Below are 24,911 nucleotides of genomic sequence, written 5' to 3' on the forward strand. Positions count from 1 at the left end.
GTGAACAGGTGTTTTTTACTGCATGTGAAAACCTTCATAAACGCCTTTATCCCAGTGGATTACCCGGTTTTTAAAAGAAATTAAAGTAAAAATATTCAGAAAACAAAAAAACACTTTTCCACTTCTTATTTTCATTTATTTATCCGACAAATTTCCAAAAGAAAAAGCCATACAAATGCATGGCTTTTAGCTTATTGGCATCGTAATTTTCTCTTTCTCTACGTAAACTTTACGAAATTTTATATAGCAGCCAATACGCCAAGGTACTATATAACAAACCGCAAGAGTGTAGAAAAGAATGCCGATTGACTTTGGATCTAAACCTTGTAAATGTCTTCTAAAATAAGCACGTAAAAGAACGATAACTAAAAATGTAGCAATAAAAGCAATACTTTTTTTCGCATAAATTTGACCATCTTCTCTCACTTCATACCCACTTAAAATAATAAGTGGAATTGACAATAACAGTCCAATCCCAGCAGCTATCCCAATTTGCCAACCAGCAAGTTGTATCGGTGCAGCATATAAAGAAAAACCTGGTAATAAAAAGAATAATGGCAATAATAGTCGTCTTCCTTTATTTTTAATTGGCCGATTCATAGAACGCATACGTCTAAATATAACGAGCCCTATGACGAGTAAAAAAATTGTAATACTGTACGAACCTTGCTGCAAGTGAATCTCTCCCTAAAAATAGTCATTTTTAAAATCTTTTCCCATTATACTCCTAATATTTCCTAAATAATATGATTATCCCTTCGAAAAATCTTACATTTTCAATATACTTTTAGGTTTGATTTATTATAGGAAATAATTCCAAAAGAGGCACCACCCGCCCCACCTCATCTTTAAATACAATATGCTCCCTCGTTAAATGACGCGGACTCTTTACTCCCGCTGCTGCTGCTAACGAAAACAAACTATATCTCATACTAATAATATAATTCATAACTCGCCACTTCTTCTCATACGGATCTAACGCTTTTTGATAGTGCGGATTCGTCGTGGCCACACCAGATGGACATTGGCCAGAGTTACATTGAAGCGCCATAATACAACCGCTTGCCATCATAAAACCACGTGCCGAGTTTACAGCATCTGCACCAATCGCTAAAGCAATTGCCACTTTATCTGGTGTAATTAATTTCCCCGAGGCAAACACTTTGAATTTATCACGAACACCATACTGATTCGCTGTATCAATACATGTCAGTAACGCTGGAATAAGCGGCATCCCCATACTATCTGCCATCGATTTATATGTTGCTCCTGATCCACCTTCTGAACCGTCAATTGTAATAAAATCCGGATAGATATTTAACTCTTTCATCGTTTTAAATAAATCTTCCAACGGCTCCTGCTGTCCAATTACAATTTTCATACCGATTGGTTTCCCGCCAGTTTCTTGCAAACGCTGAATAAAATAAAGTGTATCTGCCGCATTGTTCAAAAATGAAAATCGATTCGGAGAATTAATCGTTTCTCCTACTCGTACATTCCGAACAGAAGCAATTTTCTCATTTACTTTTTGCCCCTCTAAATGACCACCACGTATTTTCGCACCTTGCCCAAATTTCAATTCAAATGCTTTAATATTACTTTCTTTCACTTTCTCCATAAATTTCTCCATTGAAAAATTCCCGTCCTCATCACGGTATCCAAATAGTCCTGGACCAATTTGCGCAACGATATTCGCCCCTGTATGTAAATGTTCTGGAATAACGCCACCTTCACCAGTATTAATCCACGATCCGCCTGCCATTTTCGCTCCAAAGCCGCTCGCTAAAATATAATTTTCGCCAATCGCACCGTAAGAAGTTGCTGATGCCCCAAACATGCCATACAGTTTCCACGGATATTTACGATTTTCGCCGACGATAATTGCATCGTCTTCTTCGTATAACCAAAGATTCGTTGTATCCGCTGTCAATTTTTCTCTCCTTGAAAATAATCCTTCTTTATGAATCACATACTTTTTCCCTTCACGTTCTTGCGTTACGTTCGCACTTAATTCTTCTGTTAATACCGGAAACAACGTATTAGCAATATAATAACCAGATGCTTCAAAATCTCGTTTCGACCCAAAACCAAGTATTTCAGAGCGATACTTCGCTAAAAACATAACACTTTGAAAGTCGTAACGTGAAAAAGGTTTTCCATCTGTATCGTGATCAAACCAATATTGCCGGAATTCCGGCCCTATCTTTTCCAGTAAGTAACGCATTCTTCCTAAGTATGGATGTAGTTTTAAAATAGAATGATGCGTCCGTTTTTTTATAAAAAATGTGATAATAAAAAAGACGATTAAAAGCAACATTAATAATAGTAATATACTAATAATAACGAGTAGCGTTTCACTCATCTCGCTTCCCCCTATGAAATTCCATAATAAAAGGAGAACACTCCATGTGTTCTCCTTTTATCTTTATTCAAATTAATGTAGCAAGATGCTCTTTCGCGTCATATTCAACTAAACTTTCAGCATGTTTAATTCGATGAACAAAATCTGGATTAGCAATTAACGGTCTTCCGAATGCAGCTACGTCAATTGTTCCTTCTTGCAACGCTTCTTCAGCTTCTTTCGGATTCAAATTACCAACCCCAACAATCGTACCATCCCAATATTTTCTTACTAATTGATGAAAATTCTTTCCGTCAGCAATCACTTGCGTATAATTCATCGTTGAAGGATGAATCATCGTTAATCCAACTTCTTTAAACATATTTACAAATGTTTCAATTGCCAGCTCAGGGTTTTCCCACATATAAGTAGGATTATCCCCTTTAAAAGCAGAGAAACGAAGAAGTGTTTTATCAGCTCCAACTGCTTCTATTACAGCCTCAGTTACTTCTTTCATAAACGTTAATCTTTGCTTTAAGTCACCGCCATATTTATCAGTACGCTTATTAGCAAACTCATAAGTAAATTGATCAATTAAATATCCGTGTGCACCGTGAATTTCTACCCCATCAAACCCAGCTTCAATCGCATTTTTTGCAGCTTGTGCGTATTGACTGATAACTTCTTGTATTTCTTCTAATGTCATTGCTTCTGGTGTATCGAATGGTTTGCGAAAACGTGGAACATTCCCTTCTGCAGCGATGGCAGAAGGCGCTTGGGGCATTTGCCCACCAATTATTTCATGATGACTCATACGACCAACATGCCATATTTGAGCAATAATTGTCCCGCCTTCTTTATGTACTGCCTCTGTAACAGGTTTCCATGAATCAATTTGTTCTTGCGTATAAATCCCTGGTACTCCTGGGTTTCCTTTTGCTCTTGCGCTAATAACGATTCCTTCTGTAATAATTAATCCAACTCCGTCAGCAGCACGCTTTCTATAGTACTCCACTACATCAGCACCAACTACTCCAGTTTCATTGTCTGCAAAGCATCTTGTCATCGGTGCCATTGCTATGCGATTACGAAGAGACCAAGCTCCGACTTGAATCTGATCAAACAACTTCGTTTCTTCAATATTTTCAAAAGATCCCCAAGCGTTTACATTTGTTCCTTCATAAATACTTGCCGCTTTCTTGTTCGAACTTGTCATGTTTCTTCCCCCTAAAAAAATTCTTACTACAATCGCATCATACTTACTTTTAGATAGTAACGTCAATTTATACGACTTTTCTATAAAACATTCGAATATCCCAAAAACAGAATGCTATAAATAAACTAAAAAGGTTTCCTTAGTAGGAAACCTTTTTTAGTTGATCATATATGGCTGTCAATTTCTTCATCTCTTTAATATAAAGAATCCCTTATCAATAGAAGTGAAAATGGTTCAGTATTCTTCTAAAAATAATAACTTATATACCTAAAACAATGAAAGCCCTACCTCTCTTTCATCCTTACGGCTCCTCGTCCGTGCCAGTGTGAATCAGGATTGCAAAAATCAAGTAACTATTTTATCGAAGTATTGAATTAAACTTCGAACATTCGTAAAAGAATTAAAAAATAAAAATGGATTTGATTGTAGTAATAACAAAAGAGGTTAATGCTCTAAAAGTGGTTTGAAAGAGTTGAATGTCTTTGAAATGATTGATTGTCTATAATTATGTTCCCAAAAAATTCAAAACCTTTTTTTGGGATGCCATATATTATTTGTAATGAACCTTAACAAAAGCTTTTTATTTGATTTTCTGTGATACCTTCAATTAATCCCAGTTCACTAATCAAAAATTCATGTGCGTTATCTAACATTTTCTTTTCGCTTGCATTAAGTGCCTTTTCTTTCTGTATACGCATTAAATCACGCACAACTTCAGCACCTTCTTGCATTTTACCCGTTTTTATTTTATCAGTGTTCAATTTATATCTTTGTTTCCACGTAAGTAATCTATCTGATTCTCCATGTTGAAAAATATCTATTATGTGTATTAATGCCGTGATATCCGTTACTGGTCGTATATTTGAACTCAATATTTTCCCTTCAGGAATCATTATTTCCATATTACTAGCCGACATTTTTATAACATAATACTGTTGTTTTTTTCCTGCGATTTCCTTCTCTTCTATGGCTTTAATTATACCTGCTCCTTGCATTGGATAAACAATGTTATCGCCAATTTGAAACAAATAATCCACCTCCATATATGGTAACCTTCTCAAGTTTAACACACTTTTAGTTTTTTAGCAAAGTTTTTATTTTATCACAAAAATATTTTACACGTCAACACTTCAGAAGCAAGAAATTAAATTCACACAATACACTATAAAAAACCGCAATTTTATTAACGGTTCCACACACATTCATTCTCTTTTAACATAAAAACACATCACTACATTTGAGTAGTAATGTGTTTTTGATAAAGCGTAAATAAAAATCTACTTTTCCTTCTATATACTAACCTGCTTACTAACTGTTTCCCTCGCTAAAAGAAAACTCATAATCACTTGCGCAGCTACTCGACTCGTCATATCTCTGAAATCAAGAGTTGGATCAATTTCTACAATATCCATCCCTTGCACAAGCGGTTCTTTACCAAGCAATTCAATCGCATCAAGTAAAGTCATACTGTCCATTCCGCCAGGACCGATTGCTGGACAACCTGGTGCGAATGCTTGATCTAGTACGTCCATATCAAGAGAAATGTAAATAGAGGTCACGCCTTGCTTTCTTAATACTTCAATACTTTCTATAATAATATCTTTGATTTCTCGCTCTCGTACATCTTTCATTGTGTACACTATCACACCGTGTTCTTTTGCATATTCATGGTACGCTCGTGCATTTGAAAAATTACGAATACCGATTTGAACGAGTTGTTTTCCTGTAATAACACCATTTTCTAATAAACTACGGAACGGTGTACCATTTGACGGACCACCATCTTCTAAATTGCGCAAATCATGATGGGCATCAAATTGAATAATACCGACCTTCCCTTTACTATTTGCAAATCCTGTTATACTCGGAAAACTAATCGAGTGATCCCCACCAAGAACGATTGGTATCATGTTCGGATTTACTTTCGTTACATGACCAACTGTTTTCGCAATTCGGTTATGACTTTCTTTTATATCCGTCACATGCATCGTAATATCGCCGCAATCATATAAGACACTTTCTTTCATATCATGTTCTTCTGTAATTGCGTACGTGCTATATGCATCTAACATCGCACGAATTGTTTTTGGAGCAAAACTTGCTCCTGAATGACTAATAGACGGTTTAGAAAGGGGTGCTCCAATTAAGGCCGCACCGAATATTTCCACGCCTTCCTCCCAATCTTTAATCATTTCACTCCATTTTGTCACTTCACGATCGATAAACTTGGCATTTTTCTTTAAATAGTGGCCGTGCTCCACGATTGTTCACCTCTTGTATATGCGATATTACCATTCTTCCATACTGTATTTACATGACTTACGCCGTAATGATACGGTACGTAAGCATAATTGTAAGCATCCCATAAGACTAAATCTGCCTTGCGACCTACTCTAATTTTCCCAGCTACGTCACCACGATTAATTGCGTAAGAAGAGTTAACTGTTACGGCATTCCAAACTTCTTCTGGTGTCATTTTCAACTTCAGCATTGCGATGCTCATAATAAGCTGAATGTTTTCCGTTGGACAGCTGCCTGGGTTAAAGTCTGTAGCTAAAGCTACCGCAACACCTTCATCGATCATTTTACGACCGCGAGCAAAGCTTTCTTTATTTAAATAGAAAGTTGTTCCTGGTAATAAAGTGGCTACTGTATTAGAGTTTGCAAGCATTTCAATTCCTTTATCAGAAGCACCAACTAAATGGTCCGCTGATGCTGCACCAATTTCAGCTGCCGCTTCCGCACCACCAAGAGGATCAATTTCATCCGCATGAATTTTCACATCAAAGCCAAGCTCTTTCGCTTTTAATAAAAACTCTTTTGACTCTTCAACAGAGAACACGCCTGTTTCGCAGAAAATATCAACAAATTCAGCTAATTGCTTCTCTTTCATTTCTGGCAGTAAGTCTAACATCCATTGTAAAAATTCTTTCGATCTACCTTTATACTCTTTCGGAACTGCATGAGCACCTAAAAATGTAGAAACTAAATCGATTGGATGCTCTTTTTGTAATTGTGCAGTTGCCTCTAATTGTTTCCATTCTGTCTCATCATCTAATCCGTAACCACTCTTCGCTTCTACAGTTGTAACTCCGAAAGATAGCATACGGTCTAAATGGAATTTCGCTTTTTGAACGAGTTCTTCTTTCGACGCCTGTTTCGTTGCATTTACCGTCGAAAGAATACCTCCGCCTTGTTCCAAAATTTCTAAGTACGGAACTCCTTGTAATTTTAGCGCGATTTCATTTTCACGAGATCCACCAAATACAAGATGAGTATGCGGGTCAACAAGACCAGGAGAAACCATTTTCCCGCCGCAATCAATAACTTCTTTCGCTTGTAATCCTTTCGCTTCTTCCGCTGTTCCAACGAAGGTAATTACGCCGGTTTCAATTCCAACCGCACCGTTTTCGATAACAGGAAGCGTGTTCATCGCTTCCCGTCTTAACAAGCCATCTTCTTGATCCATTGTTAGCAATTGACCGATATTTATTAGTAAAGTGTCCAGCATGTTTTCTCCTCCTTATTTCATCATTGGAATGTTAACGCCTTTTTCTTTCGCAGTTTCCACAGCTAAGTCATATCCTGCATCCACGTGACGAACAACACCCATACCAGGGTCAGAAGTTAATACGCGCTCAATACGTTTTGCTGCTGCTTCTGTTCCATCTGCAACGATAACCATTCCAGCGTGAAGTGAATAACCCATACCAACGCCGCCACCGTGGTGAACAGATACCCAGCTTGCACCGTTTACACTGTTAATTAATGCATTCAAAATTGGCCAGTCAGCTACTGCATCACTACCATCTTTCATCGCTTCTGTTTCACGGTTTGGAGATGCTACTGATCCGCAATCTAAATGGTCACGACCGATAACGATTGGTGCTGATAATTCACCATTTGCAACCATTTCATTAATGATGCGACCAAATTTCGCGCGCTCACCGTAACCAAGCCAACAAATACGTGACGGAAGACCTTGGAACTCAACTTGCTGACGAGCCATACGGATCCAGTTACATAAATGCTCATTATCAGCAAACTCACGTAAAATTACTTCGTCTGTTTTATAAATATCTTCTGGGTCACCAGAAAGCGCTACCCAGCGGAATGGTCCTTTTCCTTCGCAGAATAATGGACGGATAAATGCTGGAACGAATCCTGGGAAATCGAATGCATTTTTCAAACCTTCATCAAAAGCAACTTGGCGAATGTTATTTCCGTAATCAAATGTAATTGCGCCTTTTGCTTGCATAGCAAGCATTGCTTCTACATGTTTTGTCATGCTTTCTTTTGATAATTGTACGTAGCGCTCCGGATCTTCTTCACGAAGTTTTGCTGCTTCTTCTAATGTGTAACCTACTGGAATATAACCGTTTAATGGATCATGAGCAGATGTTTGATCTGTAACTAAATCTGGCGTAATATTACGCTGCACTAGCTCTGGTAAAATCTCTGCCGCATTTCCTAATAAACCAATAGAAATCGGTTCTTTCTTCTCTTTATACTCGTTCGCAACCGTTAATGCTTCTTCTAATGATTCTGTATACATATCACAGTATCTCTTTTCAATACGGCGATCGATACTGCGCTTATCAACATCAATAGCGATAACAACACCGCCATTCATCGTTACAGCAAGAGGTTGTGCACCGCCCATACCACCTAAACCAGCAGTAAGTGTTAATGTACCTTTTAATGAACCACCGAAATGTTGGCGTGCCGCTTCACCAAACGTTTCATATGTCCCTTGTAAAATACCTTGTGTTCCAATGTAAATCCAGCTACCTGCTGTCATTTGTCCATACATCATAAGACCTTTTTTCTCTAGTTCACGGAAGTGATCCCAGTTCGCCCACTTCGGTACTAAGTTTGAGTTCGCTAAAAGAACGCGAGGTGCATCTTCATGTGATTTAAAGATTGCAACTGGTTTTCCTGATTGAACAAGTAATGTTTCATCGCTTTCTAACGTTTTTAATGAATCTACAATTGCATTGTAGCTTTCCCAGTTACGAGCTGCACGGCCGATTCCACCATATACAACTAATTCTTCTGGCTTTTCAGCAACTTCCGGATCTAAATTGTTCATTAACATACGAAGTGCAGCTTCTTGCACCCACCCTTTCGTTTGTAACTCAGTACCTCTTGGCGCGCGAATTGTTTGTTTAACTTTTTCCATTTCACTCTCTCCCTTTTCTCATTTTATAGTGCTGCGTTTACATCTAATCTTTCTTTTATCGAATAATTCGTTTTTAACCAATACGCAATATTTTCAATATCCGTTGAGAATATACGGTCATTAGTAATAGAAGGTACTTGTTGACGACCTTGATGATAGAAGCTCTTCGTCACTGTACTCATGTTTTCAATACCGCGATATTCTGCTGCTTGCATCGCACAAATCATCTCAATTGAAAGAACACGTCTTACATTTTGAATAATTTGATGTGCATGGCGTGAAGCAATTGTTCCCATACTTACGTGATCTTCTTGGTTAGCTGATGACGGGATTGAATCAACACTCGCCGGATGTGCTAACGTTTTATTTTCAGAAACTAGTGACGCTGCAGCATATTGCATAATCATTGCACCAGACTGAAGTCCTGGTTCTGGACTTAAAAATGGTGGTAAATCGTTTAACTGTGGATTTACTAAGCGTTCAATACGGCGCTCTGAAATATTTGCAAGTTCTGCCATTCCAACTTTTAAGAAGTCCATCGCAAATGCAATTGGTTGACCGTGGAAATTACCACCTGAAATTACTTTTTCTCCGCCATCAAAAATAAGTGGATTATCTGTCGCGGCATTCATTTCAATTTCTAATTTTTCTTTCACATAATTTAAAACTTGCCAAGAAGCACCGTGTACTTGCGGAATACAGCGAAGTGAATAGGCATCCTGCACACGTAGTTCTCCTTGTTTCGTTGTTAATTTACTATCATGAAGGATGTCACGAATTCTGCTTGCTACTTCCACTTGCTCTTTATAACCACGTGCTTTATGAACATTTTCATCAAATGCATCAATAATGCCTTGTAAACCTTCAATTGTCATAGATGCAATTAATTCAGCTTGATAAGCCGTTGCTTCTGCTTCTATATAAGAAAGAACTCCTTGCGCTGTCATCGCCTGCGTACCATTAATTAACGCCAGACCTTCTTTCGCTTCAAGTTCAATTGGCTCAAGACCTTCTTCTGTAAGAGCGACCATTGCATGAACGCGTTTTCCTTTATAGAACACTTCACCTTCGCCTAATAATACGAGCGCAAGATGAGATAAAGGTGCTAAATCGCCACTCGCACCAAGTGAGCCTTGTTGTGGAACAACTGGGTGAATTTTACGATTTACAAACTCAAGAAGCATATTTACAACGAGCGGTCTAACACCAGATACTCCTTTAAGCATCGTGTTTGCTCGTAAAATTAACATACCGCGTGATACTTCTTCAGGGAATGGCTCGCCTATCCCACATGCATGTGACTGAATTAAATTATGTTGAAGTGCCTTTACATCATCTTTTTGAATTAGCACATCACTAAACTTTCCAAATCCAGTTGTAATACCGTAAACAACTTTTCCGTCCTCTACAATTTTCTCAACTACTTCGCGGCACTCCGCCACCTTTTGCATACTAGTTGGACAAGCTGTTACACCTTCTCCTTCAAGTAACAACCTCTTCATTTCTTCAATTGTCAATGTGTGTCCTGTTAACGTAATCATTGTTTTTCCTCCTTAAAAAGGCAAAAGGGGACCTTATCTTTTTAAGACAGACTTCTGTCCTAAAAAAGTAAGGCCCCCTTCTAACTAATAGACTATGGGCAAATCATATGTGATTAATTCCTAAACCAATCGCCTCATGCTCAGATCCTTTTACAGGTGCACCAATCGTTCCATATAATGCAACAGCAACCCATTCGCCCTCTTTTTTTCTGTCGTATGGTGTACCGCGCACAATTGCAAAGCGAAGTCCTACTGTACGAAGAACGTCTGCTAACTGAATTTGACCTCTCGTCACTCCGTACAAAGCTTCCATAATTGCGTGATAAAGTGCATGTGTTTCTCTGTAAACGTCTGTTTCAATAACTTGGTTGCTCTTAGCCGCTGTTTCCATTGCTGCGACAACCTTTTGCGAATTCATCGAACCCACTTTCCCCGTACAATACTTCCAACCTTTTGGGATAGATAATACAGGGCTTTCATTCTCATCCGCAAGTGCCAACAGCATGGCCATACGACCAATTCGATGTGTTCCTTGAAGAAGCATGTGACTCTCTCATTTCTTTTAATTATTTGAATATTTCTTAATTTAAGAATATATGAAAACGGTTAAATCGTCAATAGTTTAAACTCACATTCAAACAATTTTTTCATCCCCTCCATTTGTGTACACAAATGATTTACACAAATTTTTCAGGCGTGTTATAGTCTCACTAACCGATACAAAGGGGAGAGATTTCAGTGACAAAGCGAAAAAACATTCATTTTCGAATTGAAGAAAAATTACTTGAAAGGTTTGAAGCTGCACTCCATTACGAAGGCTTAAAGAAAACCGACGTATTAACGCACGCAATTCAGCAATTTTGCACGAAGGTGGAATGCGAAAAGATGAATGATGTAAAACGCCAGTACAATGTAAGCAACCATTTACAAATACGTATTGATACGCATAAACATTACGAAGAAAAACAAGTGAATTTAGATGAAGTCGTCATGGATCATTTACAACTTCAAGGAGACGAGAAAATATTAGAGGTTGGGTGCGCTAACGGAAAATTTCTTTCCTTTTTGCAAGCGAATGGACATAAAGGTCAATTAACAGGTTTTGATCAATCAGAAGCCATGCTCTCTGAAGCCACTAAAACAAATACTTTAATTGAATGGAGACTAGGTGACGCTGAAAAACTTCCTTTTGAAGCCAATTGCTACGACTGGATCGTCGCAAGACATATGTTATATCATATGAAAGATGTTGAAAGAACTATCCAAGGGTTCCATAAAGTAATACGTCCTGGTGGCTCACTTTTAGCTACTACAAATTCTGACGTTACATTACCTCGTATAGTTGAAATGTGTAATCGCATGTTAGACGCATTTGATTTACCGAAAACAACATCTTCAGTCACGCCATTTTGTTTGGAAAATGGTAAAGAGATATTACAGTCTGTTTTTTCAACTGTTGAAGAAGCAGTTATTCATAATGCTCTCGTTTTTCATCATGCTACTCCAATTGTAAACTATATTTCTAGCATGTTTCCGTCGCTAAATATACCTGATAATACACATCTTCACGCCGAAATGAAGGAATGGCTAAAAGAAGAAGTAGAAAATGAATTGGCAATTCATAACGGTATATGGCGCGATCCGAAAACGTTAGCCATTTATCGATGTCAAAAAGAAAAAAGCTAGCAAATGCTAGCTTTTATACATTCTCAGGCAAAAGCTCCTCCATCATCACATTCCCCTTACCACTGTAAAAATTTATATTGTGTTCGTTCGCTATCCCAAAATAAGAGGCAATCGCTATTCCAAATGGTACAAATGCATGCCCCTGCGCTGTAATAATGTTTGAATGTTCCACAACTTCTTCATACACAAAATTTTCTACTGGAAAACAATCTAATTTTCTATAATCCATAGTTACTGTATACGAGTTTTCTTTGAATAAGCCTGCTTTTGCTAGTGCATACGGTCCCGCACAAATAGCAGCTACTAATTTTTCTTGTTCGTGAAACTGACGGATGACTGAAAAGAGTCCTTCTGCATCCTTCATATGTATCGCATCTCCGCCTGGAATAATAATCCCCTCATATTCTTCTACACGTACTTCACTTAATTCTATATGCGGTTGCACTTGCAAACCTGTTTCACTTATAATCAATTCTTTCGTTAAACTCGCTGTAATAATTTCATATTTATTTTTCAACAATGCCGTTGCTACTGTTATTTCAAACTCCGCAAATGTTGGGTATACAAATAAAAGTATTTTTTTCATATCCCTCTCTCCTTTAACCAATCCATAAAATATCCCTCTAATTCTTCCGCTGTTAATCTATTCGTGTCCACATAAGTTACAGGAAATTGTTTATACCAGTCTTTTTCAGTTTCTACTAATTTAAATTGCTCCTCAAATGTACTTCTGTTTCTTGTTCTATCATTATTTTTTCTATTATATAAATTACTTTCCGAGCCATCTAAATAAAAAATAGCATCTGAACGACATTCTCTTAATTTATATAATTCATCTCTTAATGCAGTTTCTATATCCCACTCTTCTCCTATAATCTTTGGATAAAAGAGCGTAAAAAACTCAATATCTTCTGGCCCGCGATCAAAAATTACAACTGAATCTTTTACATTTTGAAACTCCTTTATTTTTGCTTCCATAAACATTTTTTGATTTAGAATAAACCCTTCTTTTGAATTTATATCCAAATTTAATACTCTTCGCTTTTCTACAATTGGATAAGGGTTTTCATATATAACTGAAAACCCACATCGCTCTAACCTTTTAGCCAATGTCGTTTTTCCGCTTGCCATCGGTCCTTGGAGTGAAATTACATATGCCATTCCTCTCATTCCCTTGCGCTTTAGTAAAACTATAATATACAGAATCTTGAAAACTATCAACAAAATATATATCATCTTGTTTCTTATTCTTATCTAACATATAATAAAAAATAGAGATTATGACGGACGCATTAATAATGTAAGCTTGGAAATCCAAGCTTACATTATTTTTTGCTTTCCCTTTTCAAATAAAAAGAGTATACTAGATTAGAACGTATGTTCTTAATGATTACATACAGTAAGGAGATAAGACAATGGTATACGATACAAAAGCAATTTCTTGGAACGAGTCTTTAAAACAACTTCAACGCCGCTATACAAACAAACAAGTTGACCGAAAAGAATTTGAGGATATTGAACTGATGGAATTCTTCCGCGATAACGACTACATTTCTTTACCTACACATATAAGCGGCCTATCAACAGCACGTTTTACTTCTTACTCTATTTTCACAACTGAAGATAAAGATCGTAAAGTTGGCACATTAATCATTGAATATGTAGAAGATGATAATAATAATTTATGTGTGGAACAACTATACTTCGTTTAAATGATAACGCTTGGTCAAAATGACCAAGCGTTCTTGCTTTCTATGAATCTCACTGTTTATAATATAAATAAAAGAAAACCGCAATCATTAAGGGGGGATACTCTTGCTCGAAGGATGGTTCAGTTGGTTTATTGTACTGTGGACTGTTATTTTATTAGGACTTATGTCTATCGGTGGATACTTTATGTTCAGAAAATTTTTAAAACGACTACCAAAAGAAGATGGTATGTCCATTTTAGATTGGGAAGAGCACTATATTAATAAAACGAGGCATTTATGGGATGACGAACAAAAACAATTGTTAGAAGAGCTCGTAAGTCCTGTTCCAGAGCTATTTCGCGATGTTGCTAAATCAAAAATTGCTGGCAAAATCGGTGAACTAGCCTTACAAGAAAAAGCCTCTCAAATTACACAAGATTTAATTATTAAAGGGTATATTATTGCTACACCGAAGCGTGATCATAAATTTTTAGTAAAAAAACTACAAGAAAAAAAGATTGATTATTCTCATTATCAATCTTTACTAACAAAATCTACCTCATAAAAAAAGATTGCTAACTTATAGCAATCTTTTTTAACTTACAGTTACTGATTTTACTGCTGTTAATTTAGCCTCCGCCAAGTCTATTTGTAATCCAACCGCACTTGTATAAATTGTATCTCCAGTACCTGTAATATTTACTTGTGTAGATGTCGTATTTGGTGCAATAGAACCTGTTGCATTTACATTTGTAATATCAAACTCAGCTCTTGCATTTGCAGTTGTAGTCGTTTCAGAAAAATTCCGATCTGCAAAACTACCAATTGTATTTAAATTTCCATTAATATCATTTACTTGCCCTCTAAAAAAGTTCCCTATTGGATTATTTGGTCCTGTTAATGTCACAGAGTTCAATTGAAAATTATCACCTGTAAAATTCGGATCACCATTTACCGCCATTACAAAAGCTCTTGCTGTCACCGTCCCTGTAGCTGGTGTAAAAAATCCTGAAATGGTTTGTGGTGTACCGGATAATAAAAAACCTGGAAATAAACTCACATTTCTCATCGGATATGAGGAATCACGATATACAACAATCAACGACCATCCTGCACCATAACCAACTGGCTGACGCGTAGGTAATCTTGTCACACTATATCTTCCTGCTGCTCGATTCGGTAAACCTTGCAGTAAAGGTGTAACGTCTGCTGCTCGATTATAAACATTGGCTATAAAAGGGAGATTTGTCCCTTCTGATGACCATGCTGAATTAATTGTCACTTGTGTACTCGTTCCATCAGGCGTAACTAAATTTGGAGGATTCGCATCAACAACAGCAGTTGTAACAGCCGTATCCAATCCACCTGACCAAACAAGTAACGCAAAATCTACAACCGCCGTAGCTGGAACGATAGTAGTTGATGGATTTAATTCAGCCCATGAGCCATCTAATGTCCAATCATTTGTTGTACCTCCAAATGTATTCGGGTCCGTCGATGAAGGAACTCCTCCAAAAGTAGAATCTGTATTTAATGTTATAAGTGCATTGTAAGCAAAGTTTGTATTTGCAGTACCGCGCATTCCCATCGTATTACCCGTATGCATCATAAATAAGTTATCGTTTTTACCGTAAGCTTGAACAAAAGCCAATAGAATTCACTCCTATTAGGATAAAAAATTTTATTAAAGTTTTCAATTTTTCAACTCACTATTACTGATTTTGTAGCAGTTAAACGTGCCTCCGCTAAATCTATTTGTAAACCGACAGCACCAGCGTAAAGATAATCAAATGTATTTGGGATATTCACGGTAGTAGAAGTAGAACCGGCTGTTAACACGCCATTTGCGGGTACATTTGTCACATCAAACTCTGCACGCCGATTAGTCGCAGAAGTACCAATTGGCATATTTCTATCCCCAAAACTTCCGACTGTATTTAAATTTCCCAAATAATTATTTACTTGTGAAGCAAAAAAGTTATTTATTAAATTATTAGGTCCTGAAAGTCCCGTACCGTTTAAGTTAAATCTATCACCTGTCGCATCAGTATCACCATTAATTGCCATTGTAAATACACGAGCATTAACCGGCGCTACAGCTGGAGTGATAAAATTTGAAATCGTTGCTGTCTCACCCAATGTAGAAATGAGTAAACCAGTATATAAACTAACATTCCTAATAGGATATGAATTATCGCGATATACAACAACCAATGCCCATCCTACGCCTGTCCCTTGCGTCGGAGGATTTGCCGTGGGAACCCTTTCTACAAAATAATCCCCCGCTGCTCGATTTGAAAGCCCTTGTAGAATATTTGTTACATTTGCAGCACGTGTATAAATGGTACCTTGAAATGTTCCGCTTGATCTCGTCTCTCCCCATGCAGGAACACTCGTAATTGTATGAGTGACCCCATCCGGTGTTTGTAAAGTAGGTATATTGTTATTTACCACCGTTTCTGTCACAGTTGCACTCAATGTTCCTTGCCATACTAGCATTGCAAAGTCTACAGTTGCTGTTGCTGGTACATCTGTTACTGAAGGATTAAGTCTTGCCCAAGAACCATTTAATGTCCAATCATTTGTCGTTCCCGCAAAAGTTAATGGATCTACCGAAGAAGGAACTCCTGCAAAACTTAAATTTGTATCTCTTGTTATTAATGCATTGTATTGATACGCCGTCGCTGTTGTAATACCACGCATGCCAACTGTATTCCCTGTGTGTACCATAAATAAAGAGTCCGTTTTCGTATATGTTTGTACAAAAGCCAACAATTCCACTCCCCTTCCATATAAGATAAATATTTATTCGCTATTTCATTTAATGCAAACAAGTAAAAAAAGTTCCATTTGTATATGCACAGACTAATTTGGGCAAAAAAAAAGCCTTTGCCTATTCCTATTCATTTAAATTTGAATAGGATGCAATGACGAGCTCATTTTATACTAATATTTACACATAGTATTGTTTCTAGATTATTAAATAATGCTATTTGTAAATATTCCATGCCTTGACCGGATTTAAATTTATACAGAAAGGACGAATCTAATGGCAATAGCAACAATAGGAAGTCGTTTAACCTATACAATCGTTGTCCAAAATACCGGAACACTTCCTGCCCAAAACGTTACATTTACAGACCCCATACCCGCTGGCACTACTTTCGTTCCAAACAGCGTTACAGTTGATGGCGTTGCAACAGCTGGAAATCCTGCTACTGGTATTCCCATTAGCAACATTCCTGCTGGCGGCTCTGTTACAATTACCTTTCAAGTAGATGTTACAAGTGTCCCTACCCCACCAGTTGCAAGTAACGTAGCATCATTTGGATACGAATTTCAACCTGCACCTAACGCACCCACTATCACACGTACGACAACAAGCAATATTGTTAATACAGATATTTTCACAGCTAATGTCGCATTAACAAAAGCAGTAGATAAAACAATTGCTACTATCGGTGATACGATTACGTATACAATTACGGCCACAAATCAAGCCACATTAGCTGCTAATAATGTTATCATTACAGACACGCCTCCTGCCGGCACATCGTTCGTACCGGGTAGCGTTACAGTTAATGGTACTTCTACTACAGATAATCCTGCTACTGGAATAAATGTAGGAACGATTGCTGCAAACGGGAATGCTACAATTACGTTTCAAGTTCAAGTTAATACTCTCCCTACACCTAACCCTATTCCAAATAGTGCAACTTCAAGCTTTCAATATAATCCACCAAACCAACCACCAATTAACAGAAACTCTACAAGTAATATAGTTGAAACACAAATTAATGCTACTATCATAAATCCAACTAAAAGTGCAAACCAACAAATTGTGAATATTGGTGACATCATTACGTATACGATTACTGTTCCAAATAACGGTAATATTTCAGCGACAAATGTTTCCATCACCGACCCTATCCCTACTGGCACTACTTTTATTCCAAACAGTGTTACAGTTAATGGAACGGCACAATCTGGCGTAACTCCAACAAATATTCCGCTAGGTACAATTCCTGCTGGTCAAACTACAACTGTCACATTTCAAGTCCAAGTCACTTCCCTCCCAGCTAACGGAACGATTACTAACGAAGCAAATGTAACATTTACGTCGCAACCGAATCCGGCTGAACCCTCAACAACCACTACGATAACACCACCTCCAACAACTACTTCTGTACGAACTGCAATTGTAAATCCAACAAAAACTGCTAGTCCACAAATTGCTGATATCGGTGATATTATTACGTATACGATTACTGTACCAAATACAGGAAACATCGCTGCAACGAACGTTATTGTAACTGATCCAATTCCAAGTAGCACTACATTTATTCCGAATAGCGTCACAATTAACGGTACTTCACAACCTGGCGTAAACCCTTCTGGTGGTATACAAATTGGAACAATCGCAGCTGGTAATACTGTCACTGTCACTTTCCAAGTTCAAGTTACCGCTCTCCCAGAGAATGGCCTAATCCGAAATATCGGAACCACAACATTTACGTATCAACCAGATCCTACAAAACCAGCTATTACAACAACAAACCCTACACCACCTACTACTACTCCTGTTAACACCGCTATTACAAACCCTGTTAAAACGGCGGATAAAACTACTGTTGATATTGGTGATGTTATTACGTATACGATTACTTTCACTAATGATGGTACGATCCCTGCTACAAATGTAGTTTTTACTGATACCATTCCTACTGGTACAACATTCATTCCGAATAGCGTAATCTTAAATAATGTACCGGTTCCAAATTCAAATCCCGCACTAGGAATCCCGGTTGGAACAATTAATCCCGGTGAAACCAAAACACTATCTTTCCAAGTTCTTGTTACACAAATTCCAGCTGGCGGTGTTATTGCAAACGAAGCTTCAACGACATATACGTACCAGCCAGATCCAACAAGACCGCCGGTTACCACAACCGAACCGACAGCACCTACTACAGTCTCCGTTAATACCGCTACAGTTAACCCTACAAAATCTGCTGATCGTACTTTCGTTGATATTGGTGATGTTATTACGTATACAATTAGTTTACAAAATAACGGCACTGTTCCCTCAACAAATATTGTACTAACAGATCCAATTCCAAACGGTACAACATTTATTCCAAATAGCGTCACGATTGATGGTGTCTCACAACCTAACAGTAATCCTGAAAACGGTATATCGATTGGTACTTTAAATCCAAATCAAGCAAAAACAATTACATTCCAAGTTCAAGTTACAAGTGTCCCGCCAAATGGAATTATAGAAAACCAAGGCAGTGTATCATTTAATTATATTGTTAATCCAAATGAGCCTCCTGTTACAACAACTACCCCAACTCCTAAAACAGAAACTCAAGTTGGGACCGTTATTACAGCGCCTACAAAATCTGCCGACAAACAAGTTGCTGATTTAGGAGATACGATTACCTACACGGTCACATTTACAAATAACGGGACCGTTCCGGCTACAAATGTAGTCGTTACAGACCCTACACCTAACGGAACTATTTTCGTTCCAAATAGTGTTACAATCGATGGCATTACAACGCCAGGAGCAGCCCCATCACTTGGTATACCACTTGGTACCATTTCTGTCGGAGAAACGAAAACAATCACGTATCAAGTTGTCGTTACAAACTTACCACCTGATGGAATAATTAGAAACCAAGCATCCTTCACTTACCAATATCAACCGAACCCAAGTGAGCCTCCTGTCACAACAACTACCACCACTCCAAGTGTAAACATTCCAATTAATAATCCTAATCCAACGACTACAAAATCTGCTGATCGACAAGTTGTTGATATAGGGGATACGATTACTTTTACTGTAACATTCCAAAATAGAGGGACCGTCCTCGCTACAAATGTTATTATAAAAGATGCACTTCCATCTGGTGTTTCTTTCGTTCCAGGTAGCATTGTCGTAAATGGCACATCACAACTTGGAGAAAACCCTGAAATTGGTATACCCGTCGGCACTGTAAATCCCGGTCAAAGTATTACAGTTACGTTCCAAGGTGTAGTAAATAGTATCCCGCCCGGAGGAGTTATTAGAAATCAAGCAAATGTTACATTCACATACGAGCCAAATCCAAATGAACCTCCCGTTACGACAACTATTACAACTCCTGAAACAGAAACAGCAGTTAATACCGCTACACTAAATCCACAAAAAACAGCAGATCGCTCCTTCGTTGCATTAAATGATGTCATTACCTATACTCTCTCATTTCAAAACACCGGTACTGTTCCTGCTACGAATATAACAGTAATAGATTCTATCCCTGCCGGTACTGTATTTATTCCAGATAGTGTTACGATTAATGGGATTCCTCAAGCAGGAACAAATCCATCATCAGGAATTTCACTTGGAACTTTAGCGCCATCCGAACGCGCAACGATTACTTTCCAAGTACGAGTAATAAACATCCCTGCTAGCGGCGAAATCCGAAATCAAGGTAGTGCAACATTTAATTATCAACCGGATCCAAATTTACCTCCAGTCACAAAAACAGAAACAACTCCTGAAACAACAACTCCTATCCAAACTGTAGTCATAAGTCCAACAAAAACAGCAAACCTTACGTTTGCAGAAATTGGCGATATTGTAACTTATACTGTCACATTTACAAACCAAGGAACTATACCTGCTACTGGTGTAACAATTACAGATTCTTTACCACCGGGTACAACTTTTATTACGAATAGTGTTACTGTAAACAATGTCGCTCAACCCGGCGTAAGTCCAGTCACAGGAATTCCTGTTGGAACAGTTAATACCGGCGAGACAGTTACTGTTACATTCCAGATTCAAATAAACGCTATTCCTCCTAATGGAAAAATAGAAAATACAGCAAGTGTTACCTACACTTCTCAGCCTAATCCTAGCGAACCTCCTATTACAACAACAGAAACGACTCCTACCGTAACTTTACCTGTTCGTACCGCTAACCCGAACCCGCAAAAAACAGTGGATCGTGAGTTTGCAAGTATTGGTGATACGCTCACTTATACAATCACCCTTCAAAATACTGGTAATATACCTGCAACTAATGTCATTATTACAGATTCTATCCCTACTGGAACTACATTTATCCCTGGTAGCGTTACGATTAATGGCATTCCACAACCTAATTTGACCCCTGAAACAGGAATCTCAGTTGGCACATTAAACCCTAGACAAGTAGTGACTGTTACTTTAGAAGTACAAATAACAGCTTTACCACCAAATGGCATTATCTCAAATGAAGCAAATGTCACTTACACATCTCAACCAGATCCGACACTCCCGCCTATTACAACAACCACACCGACTCCAATCGCAGAAACAATTGTACAAAATGCAGAATTAGAGTCAACAAAAACAGTAGATTTGCCAATCGCTAACATTGGCGATGCACTCACTTATACAATTACCCTTGAAAACACTGGAAATATTCCTATGACAAATGTATCTGTCATTGATCAACCACCAGTAGGCACACAATTTATTGTAGATTCTGTTACAGTAAATGGCCTTTCACAACCAGGTGTTGATCCAAGCATTGGGATACTCATTGGTACAATACAACCAAATCAAATAATAACCATTACGTTCCAAGTAACGATTACGAATATACCGCCTAACGGGGTTGTTACAAATGTCGGTTCAGTCAGCTTTACATCTCAGCCTAATCCAAATGAACCTCCTATTACGGAAACAGAGACAACACCACCAGTTAATACTGAAATCATTAATAGTATTATTAATCCATCGAAAACGGCTGATCGAAACAACGTTGATATAGACGATATCATTACGTACACCGTTACATTCCAAAACTTACAAACTGTTCAACTAACAAATATCATTTTTACAGATTCGATTCCAGTTGGTACGACTTTCATTCCAAATAGTGTAACAATTAATGGTATCCCAACTAGTGATGTTGATCCAGCTCTTGGCATTCCTCTTGGCACATTAAATCCTAGTCAATCAGTTGTTGTAACTTTTCAAGTTCGCGTTGTTTCCATACCACCTAACGGAATTATTATAAATGAAGCTACTATCACCTACACATTCCAACCTAATCCTGGAGAACCTCCAGTAACAGTGACTACTCCAACGCCTCCTACTACTACCAATGTCAACACGGCAACAACAAACCCTACAAAATCCGCTGATAAAGTATTTGCTTTATTAGGTGACACAATCACCTATACAATCTCCTTACAAAATACAGGAACTGTCCCTGCAACAAATGTACTTGTAACCGATCCTATTCCAGCTGGTACTACTTTCATTCCGAATAGTGTTACGATAAACGGCGTCACGCAACCAGGTATCGTTCCTAGTTCCGGAATTCTTATCGGTACATTAGAACCTAACACTTCAGCCGTCGTAACTTTCCAAGTTCAAGTAACTTCGATACCACCGACAGGCTTTATCGAAAATGAAGGGATCGTTTCATTCCAATATCAGCCAGATCCTACTAGACCACCTGTATCTGTTACTACGCCTACACCTACTACAAAGACGCAAGTAAGTGAAGTTACTATTAATCCTAACAAACAAGGTAACCCTCAAACTATTAATCTTGGTGATACTGTCACATATACAATTACGTTCCAAAATGTCGGGAATATTAATGCGACAGATGTTATTATTACAGACCCTACTCCATCTGGTACTACTTTCATTCCGAATAGCGTTACGATTAATGGCGTCACGCAACCTGGAACAAATCCAAATAATGGTGTAAACGTTGGGACTGTAACTCCAGGACAAATTGTTACATTAACTTATCAAGTTACTGTAACTGAACTCCCACCAGACGGTATTATTAAAAACACTGCAACTGTCACTTACACATTCCAGCCAAACCCTAGCGAACCCCCTATTACTATTACAGATCCTACTCCAACTGTTGAAGTATCCGTTATTACACCTACACCTAACCCAAATAAACTAGCCGACAAACAAATTGTAGATATAAATGAAATCATAACGTATACTGTAACCTTCCAAAATCGCGGATCAGTCCCTGCAACTTCCGTTATCATTACTGATCCGTTAGCAAATGGGTTAACGTTTCTTCCAGGTACTGTTGTAATAAATGGCATTTCAGATCTTGGAGCAAATCCTGTTGTAGGTATACCTGTTGGAACAGTCAATCCAAACGATACAATTACTGTTCAATTCCAAGCAAGAGTCACAAGTGTACCACCTGGTGGTATTATTCGAAATCAAGCAACTGTTACTTTCACATATGAACCAGGTCCTGGTGAACCTCCTATTACAATTACAGACCCTACTCCAATTAACACAACGAATGTAACTACAGCTATATTAAATCCGAAAAAAACAGCCACGCCGGAAACAGTTACTTTAGGTGATATCATTACGTATACGATTTCTCTCCAAAATACAGGTACCATTCCTGCTAATCATATACTTGTAACTGATACAATTCCTATCGGTACTTCGTTCATCCAAAATAGTGTAACAATTAACAACGTGCCGCAACCAACTGCAAATCCATCAGCAGGCATCCCAATTTCAACACTTGCTCCTTCTGAATCCGCAACGATTTCTTTCCGTGTCCTAGTTACTTCAATTCCACCAAGCGGAGAAATTCAAAACCAAGGTAACGTTTCCTTCCAGTACCAACCCGATCCTACTAAACCACCTGTATCCGTTACTACGCCTACACCTACTACAATTACTCCTGTAAACGTTAGGACTATTAACCCGATAAAAACCGCTGATAAATCCATCGTTTCAGTAGGTGATACGATTACATTTACTATCACATTCCAAAATGAAGGTACGATTCCTGTCACTGACATTTCTGTTACAGACTCACTTCCTGTCGGCACATCATTCGTTCCAAATAGTGTCACAATTAATAACATTCCCGTTCCAAACGCAAATCCATCCACAGGCATTCCAGTCGGAACTCTTAATCCAACAGAATCCGTAACTATTTCATTCAAAGTACAGGTTATTACACTTCCAGCTAATAGAATGATTACAAATATCGCATCCATTACGTATACTTCTCAACCCGACCCTACTAGACCACCTATCACAACAACGACTACAACACCACCAATTACGATAGAAGTAAACCCTAATGAGCCAAACACATTTATTAAGACCGCAAATGTAAATAGCGCCCATCTCGGTGATTTCATCACATATACACTTACCTTTACTAACAATGGCACCATCCCAGTAAATAACGTACTCATTACCGACCCACTTCCTCCTGAAGTTACTTTCTATCCAAATTCAGTAACAGTAAATGGAGTAGCACGTCCCGGAACTAGCCCAACTATCGGTATTCTTATCAATACTGTTAATCCAAGTGAATCCGTTGTTGTTCGTTTTATCGTTCAAGTAACAGCAGAGCCACGAAATGGTCTCATTCAAAATACCGCCCGCATTCGCTATACACTCAGACCAGATCCTACTAAACCACCGACTTTCGTTGATGAAACTTCAGAGCCAAACATTATTCCGTTTATCGGTCCGTTCGTCTCACCAAATTTAAATTGTTTCTTTAATGGGGAACGTTTTATCCGGCGCGGTTGGAATAGAAGATGTTAGCAATATAAAATAAAAAGACAGCGTCAAAAAACGCTGTCTTTTTATTTTATACATATACAGTTTTTAAGTTAATTTCATATCTTTTTCATTATAAAAACCATCTTCTTTTTCCATTTCCTTCTGTAATTTCGTAAAGGAACGGTACATGGCAATTCTCCATGACACAATCATCGCAAATGCCAGCAAGAAGAACATCCCACTAAGTTGTCCCAAATCAAGCGATTGGCTTAAATATGTTTTAAATACAATACGCACGACAAGTAATCCGATTAAAATAAAGACAAATGCTTTCGAACGCTTCAAATAAATCTCTTGTCCTCTAATCTCAAATTTAGATGTTTTAATAAGAAAAATAGAGAAAAACAAACCGACGCCAATTGCTTCTAACATTTCTGCTGGAGTTAATCGAAATTCAGGAAAAACATACATCAACGCTCCCGTACTCATAAAAAATGGTGGAAGTATAATTTTTTTCAATGTTGCAGGTTTCTTAGCTGCTTTTAAACGAATAAACATCGCACCAACAGCCATACAAACAGCAACGATACTGGATAAAACAACTATGTTCATATTTTCTCATCCTTTTTTGTGGCTATATGCAAAATATACTTTCATTATATGCTTTTCCGTTAGTATTTCCAA

Annotated in this window: 18 protein-coding genes; 4 read left to right on the forward strand and 14 right to left on the reverse strand. The window is 37.9% G+C overall.

What is annotated here, in order from left to right:
* Positions 1–186: 186 nt before the first annotated feature.
* The 9 genes from NST14_RS18120 to hutP all read right to left on the reverse strand — a co-directional run bounded on the left by NST14_RS18120 (position 187) and on the right by hutP (position 10,824).
* Positions 187–675: a cytochrome c biogenesis protein CcdC gene (locus tag NST14_RS18120; protein ID WP_001183914.1), complete on the reverse strand. Its 489-nt coding sequence runs from the start codon at positions 673–675 to the stop codon at positions 187–189.
* A 112-nt stretch (positions 676–787) separates the two neighbouring features.
* Positions 788–2,362 (reverse strand): FMN-binding glutamate synthase family protein, encoded by a 1,575-nt coding sequence (locus NST14_RS18125; RefSeq protein WP_109630047.1) that lies wholly within the window; start codon positions 2,360–2,362, stop codon positions 788–790.
* Positions 2,363–2,429: 67 nt separating this feature from the next.
* Positions 2,430–3,557, reverse strand: a complete 1,128-nt coding sequence (locus NST14_RS18130; RefSeq protein WP_000204380.1) for an alkene reductase — start codon at positions 3,555–3,557, stop codon at positions 2,430–2,432.
* Between the two features lie 566 nt (positions 3,558–4,123).
* On the reverse strand, positions 4,124–4,585 hold the full coding sequence (locus NST14_RS18135; RefSeq protein WP_000486325.1) for a CarD family transcriptional regulator: 462 nt from the start codon (positions 4,583–4,585) through the stop codon (positions 4,124–4,126).
* Between the two features lie 261 nt (positions 4,586–4,846).
* Positions 4,847–5,818 carry a formimidoylglutamase gene (gene hutG, locus NST14_RS18140; protein ID WP_061131651.1) on the reverse strand — a complete coding sequence of 324 codons (972 nt, stop codon included), beginning with the start codon at positions 5,816–5,818 and terminating at the stop codon, positions 4,847–4,849.
* Complete coding sequence (gene hutI / locus NST14_RS18145; RefSeq protein WP_229142872.1) at positions 5,797–7,068, reverse strand: imidazolonepropionase; 1,272 nt, start codon at positions 7,066–7,068, stop codon at positions 5,797–5,799. The genes hutG and hutI overlap by 22 nt, the downstream gene beginning before the upstream one ends.
* A 12-nt stretch (positions 7,069–7,080) precedes the next feature.
* Positions 7,081–8,739: a urocanate hydratase gene (hutU, locus tag NST14_RS18150; protein ID WP_000416708.1), complete on the reverse strand. Its 1,659-nt coding sequence runs from the start codon at positions 8,737–8,739 to the stop codon at positions 7,081–7,083.
* Positions 8,740–8,762: 23 nt separating this feature from the next.
* A complete protein-coding gene (hutH, locus tag NST14_RS18155) occupies positions 8,763–10,280 on the reverse strand; it encodes a histidine ammonia-lyase (protein ID WP_000631850.1) in 1,518 nt (505 codons plus the stop codon).
* Between the two features lie 103 nt (positions 10,281–10,383).
* Positions 10,384–10,824, reverse strand: coding sequence for a hut operon transcriptional regulator HutP (gene hutP / locus NST14_RS18160; protein WP_000926517.1), 441 nt, complete (start codon positions 10,822–10,824; stop codon positions 10,384–10,386).
* A 194-nt stretch (positions 10,825–11,018) separates the two neighbouring features.
* Here hutP and NST14_RS18165 point away from each other — a divergent pair, with 194 nt between their 5' ends.
* Positions 11,019–11,966, forward strand: a complete 948-nt coding sequence (locus NST14_RS18165) for a class I SAM-dependent methyltransferase (RefSeq protein ID WP_000166813.1) — start codon at positions 11,019–11,021, stop codon at positions 11,964–11,966.
* A 13-nt stretch (positions 11,967–11,979) separates the two neighbouring features.
* On the opposite strand, the gene NST14_RS18170 is transcribed toward NST14_RS18165, so the two are convergent.
* Together NST14_RS18170 and NST14_RS18175 are read right to left on the reverse strand one after the other, a co-directional pair.
* On the reverse strand, positions 11,980–12,552 hold the full coding sequence (locus NST14_RS18170; protein WP_000722213.1) for a DJ-1/PfpI family protein: 573 nt from the start codon (positions 12,550–12,552) through the stop codon (positions 11,980–11,982).
* Positions 12,549–13,136, reverse strand: a complete 588-nt coding sequence (locus NST14_RS18175) for an AAA family ATPase (protein WP_001998011.1) — start codon at positions 13,134–13,136, stop codon at positions 12,549–12,551. The genes NST14_RS18170 and NST14_RS18175 overlap by 4 nt, the downstream gene beginning before the upstream one ends.
* 245 nt (positions 13,137–13,381) lie before the next feature.
* Between NST14_RS18175 and NST14_RS18180 the strand changes: the two genes are divergently transcribed.
* Together NST14_RS18180 and NST14_RS18185 are read left to right on the forward strand one after the other, a co-directional pair.
* Positions 13,382–13,678, forward strand: a complete 297-nt coding sequence (locus tag NST14_RS18180) for a hypothetical protein (protein ID WP_000262403.1) — start codon at positions 13,382–13,384, stop codon at positions 13,676–13,678.
* Between the two features lie 103 nt (positions 13,679–13,781).
* Positions 13,782–14,222 (forward strand): DUF2621 domain-containing protein, encoded by a 441-nt coding sequence (locus NST14_RS18185; protein WP_000889384.1) that lies wholly within the window; start codon positions 13,782–13,784, stop codon positions 14,220–14,222.
* A gap of 30 nt (positions 14,223–14,252) precedes the next feature.
* Here NST14_RS18185 and NST14_RS18190 read toward each other — a convergent pair whose 3' ends face one another.
* A complete protein-coding gene (locus NST14_RS18190; protein WP_229142873.1) occupies positions 14,253–15,308 on the reverse strand; it encodes a hypothetical protein in 1,056 nt (351 codons plus the stop codon).
* Between the two features lie 50 nt (positions 15,309–15,358).
* The gene (locus NST14_RS18195) at positions 15,359–16,429 is read right to left on the reverse strand and encodes a hypothetical protein (RefSeq protein WP_000896247.1); all 1,071 of its coding nucleotides are present in this window, start codon (positions 16,427–16,429) and stop codon (positions 15,359–15,361) included.
* Between the two features lie 277 nt (positions 16,430–16,706).
* On the opposite strand from NST14_RS18195, the gene NST14_RS18200 reads away from it, so the two are divergent.
* Positions 16,707–24,269: a DUF7507 domain-containing protein gene (locus tag NST14_RS18200; protein WP_229142874.1), complete on the forward strand. Its 7,563-nt coding sequence runs from the start codon at positions 16,707–16,709 to the stop codon at positions 24,267–24,269.
* 63 nt (positions 24,270–24,332) lie between these two features.
* Here NST14_RS18200 and NST14_RS18205 read toward each other — a convergent pair whose 3' ends face one another.
* Positions 24,333–24,839, reverse strand: coding sequence for a CcdC family protein (locus tag NST14_RS18205; protein WP_001028639.1), 507 nt, complete (start codon positions 24,837–24,839; stop codon positions 24,333–24,335).
* Positions 24,840–24,911 lie beyond the last annotated feature (72 nt).

Source organism: Bacillus sp. FSL W8-0519, assembly GCF_038005585.1.
GTDB classification, from domain to species: Bacteria; Bacillota; Bacilli; order Bacillales; family Bacillaceae_G; genus Bacillus_A; species Bacillus_A paranthracis.

What these genes read in the sequence shown, in the direction of transcription:
- hutU (WP_000416708.1), bottom strand. Translation starts at nt 8,739, where the DNA reads ATGGAAAAAGTTAAACAAACAATTCGCGCGCCAAGAGGTACTGAGTTA.
- NST14_RS18170 (WP_000722213.1), bottom strand. Translation starts at nt 12,552, where the DNA reads ATGAAAAAAATACTTTTATTTGTATACCCAACATTTGCGGAGTTTGAA.
- NST14_RS18125 (WP_109630047.1), bottom strand. Translation starts at nt 2,362, where the DNA reads ATGAGTGAAACGCTACTCGTTATTATTAGTATATTACTATTATTAATG.
- NST14_RS18200 (WP_229142874.1), top strand. Translation starts at nt 16,707, where the DNA reads ATGGCAATAGCAACAATAGGAAGTCGTTTAACCTATACAATCGTTGTC.
- hutI (WP_229142872.1), bottom strand. Translation starts at nt 7,068, where the DNA reads ATGCTGGACACTTTACTAATAAATATCGGTCAATTGCTAACAATGGAT.
- NST14_RS18180 (WP_000262403.1), top strand. Translation starts at nt 13,382, where the DNA reads ATGGTATACGATACAAAAGCAATTTCTTGGAACGAGTCTTTAAAACAA.
- hutP (WP_000926517.1), bottom strand. Translation starts at nt 10,824, where the DNA reads ATGCTTCTTCAAGGAACACATCGAATTGGTCGTATGGCCATGCTGTTG.
- NST14_RS18175 (WP_001998011.1), bottom strand. Translation starts at nt 13,136, where the DNA reads ATGAGAGGAATGGCATATGTAATTTCACTCCAAGGACCGATGGCAAGC.
- hutH (WP_000631850.1), bottom strand. Translation starts at nt 10,280, where the DNA reads ATGATTACGTTAACAGGACACACATTGACAATTGAAGAAATGAAGAGG.
- NST14_RS18130 (WP_000204380.1), bottom strand. Translation starts at nt 3,557, where the DNA reads ATGACAAGTTCGAACAAGAAAGCGGCAAGTATTTATGAAGGAACAAAT.
- NST14_RS18205 (WP_001028639.1), bottom strand. Translation starts at nt 24,839, where the DNA reads ATGAACATAGTTGTTTTATCCAGTATCGTTGCTGTTTGTATGGCTGTT.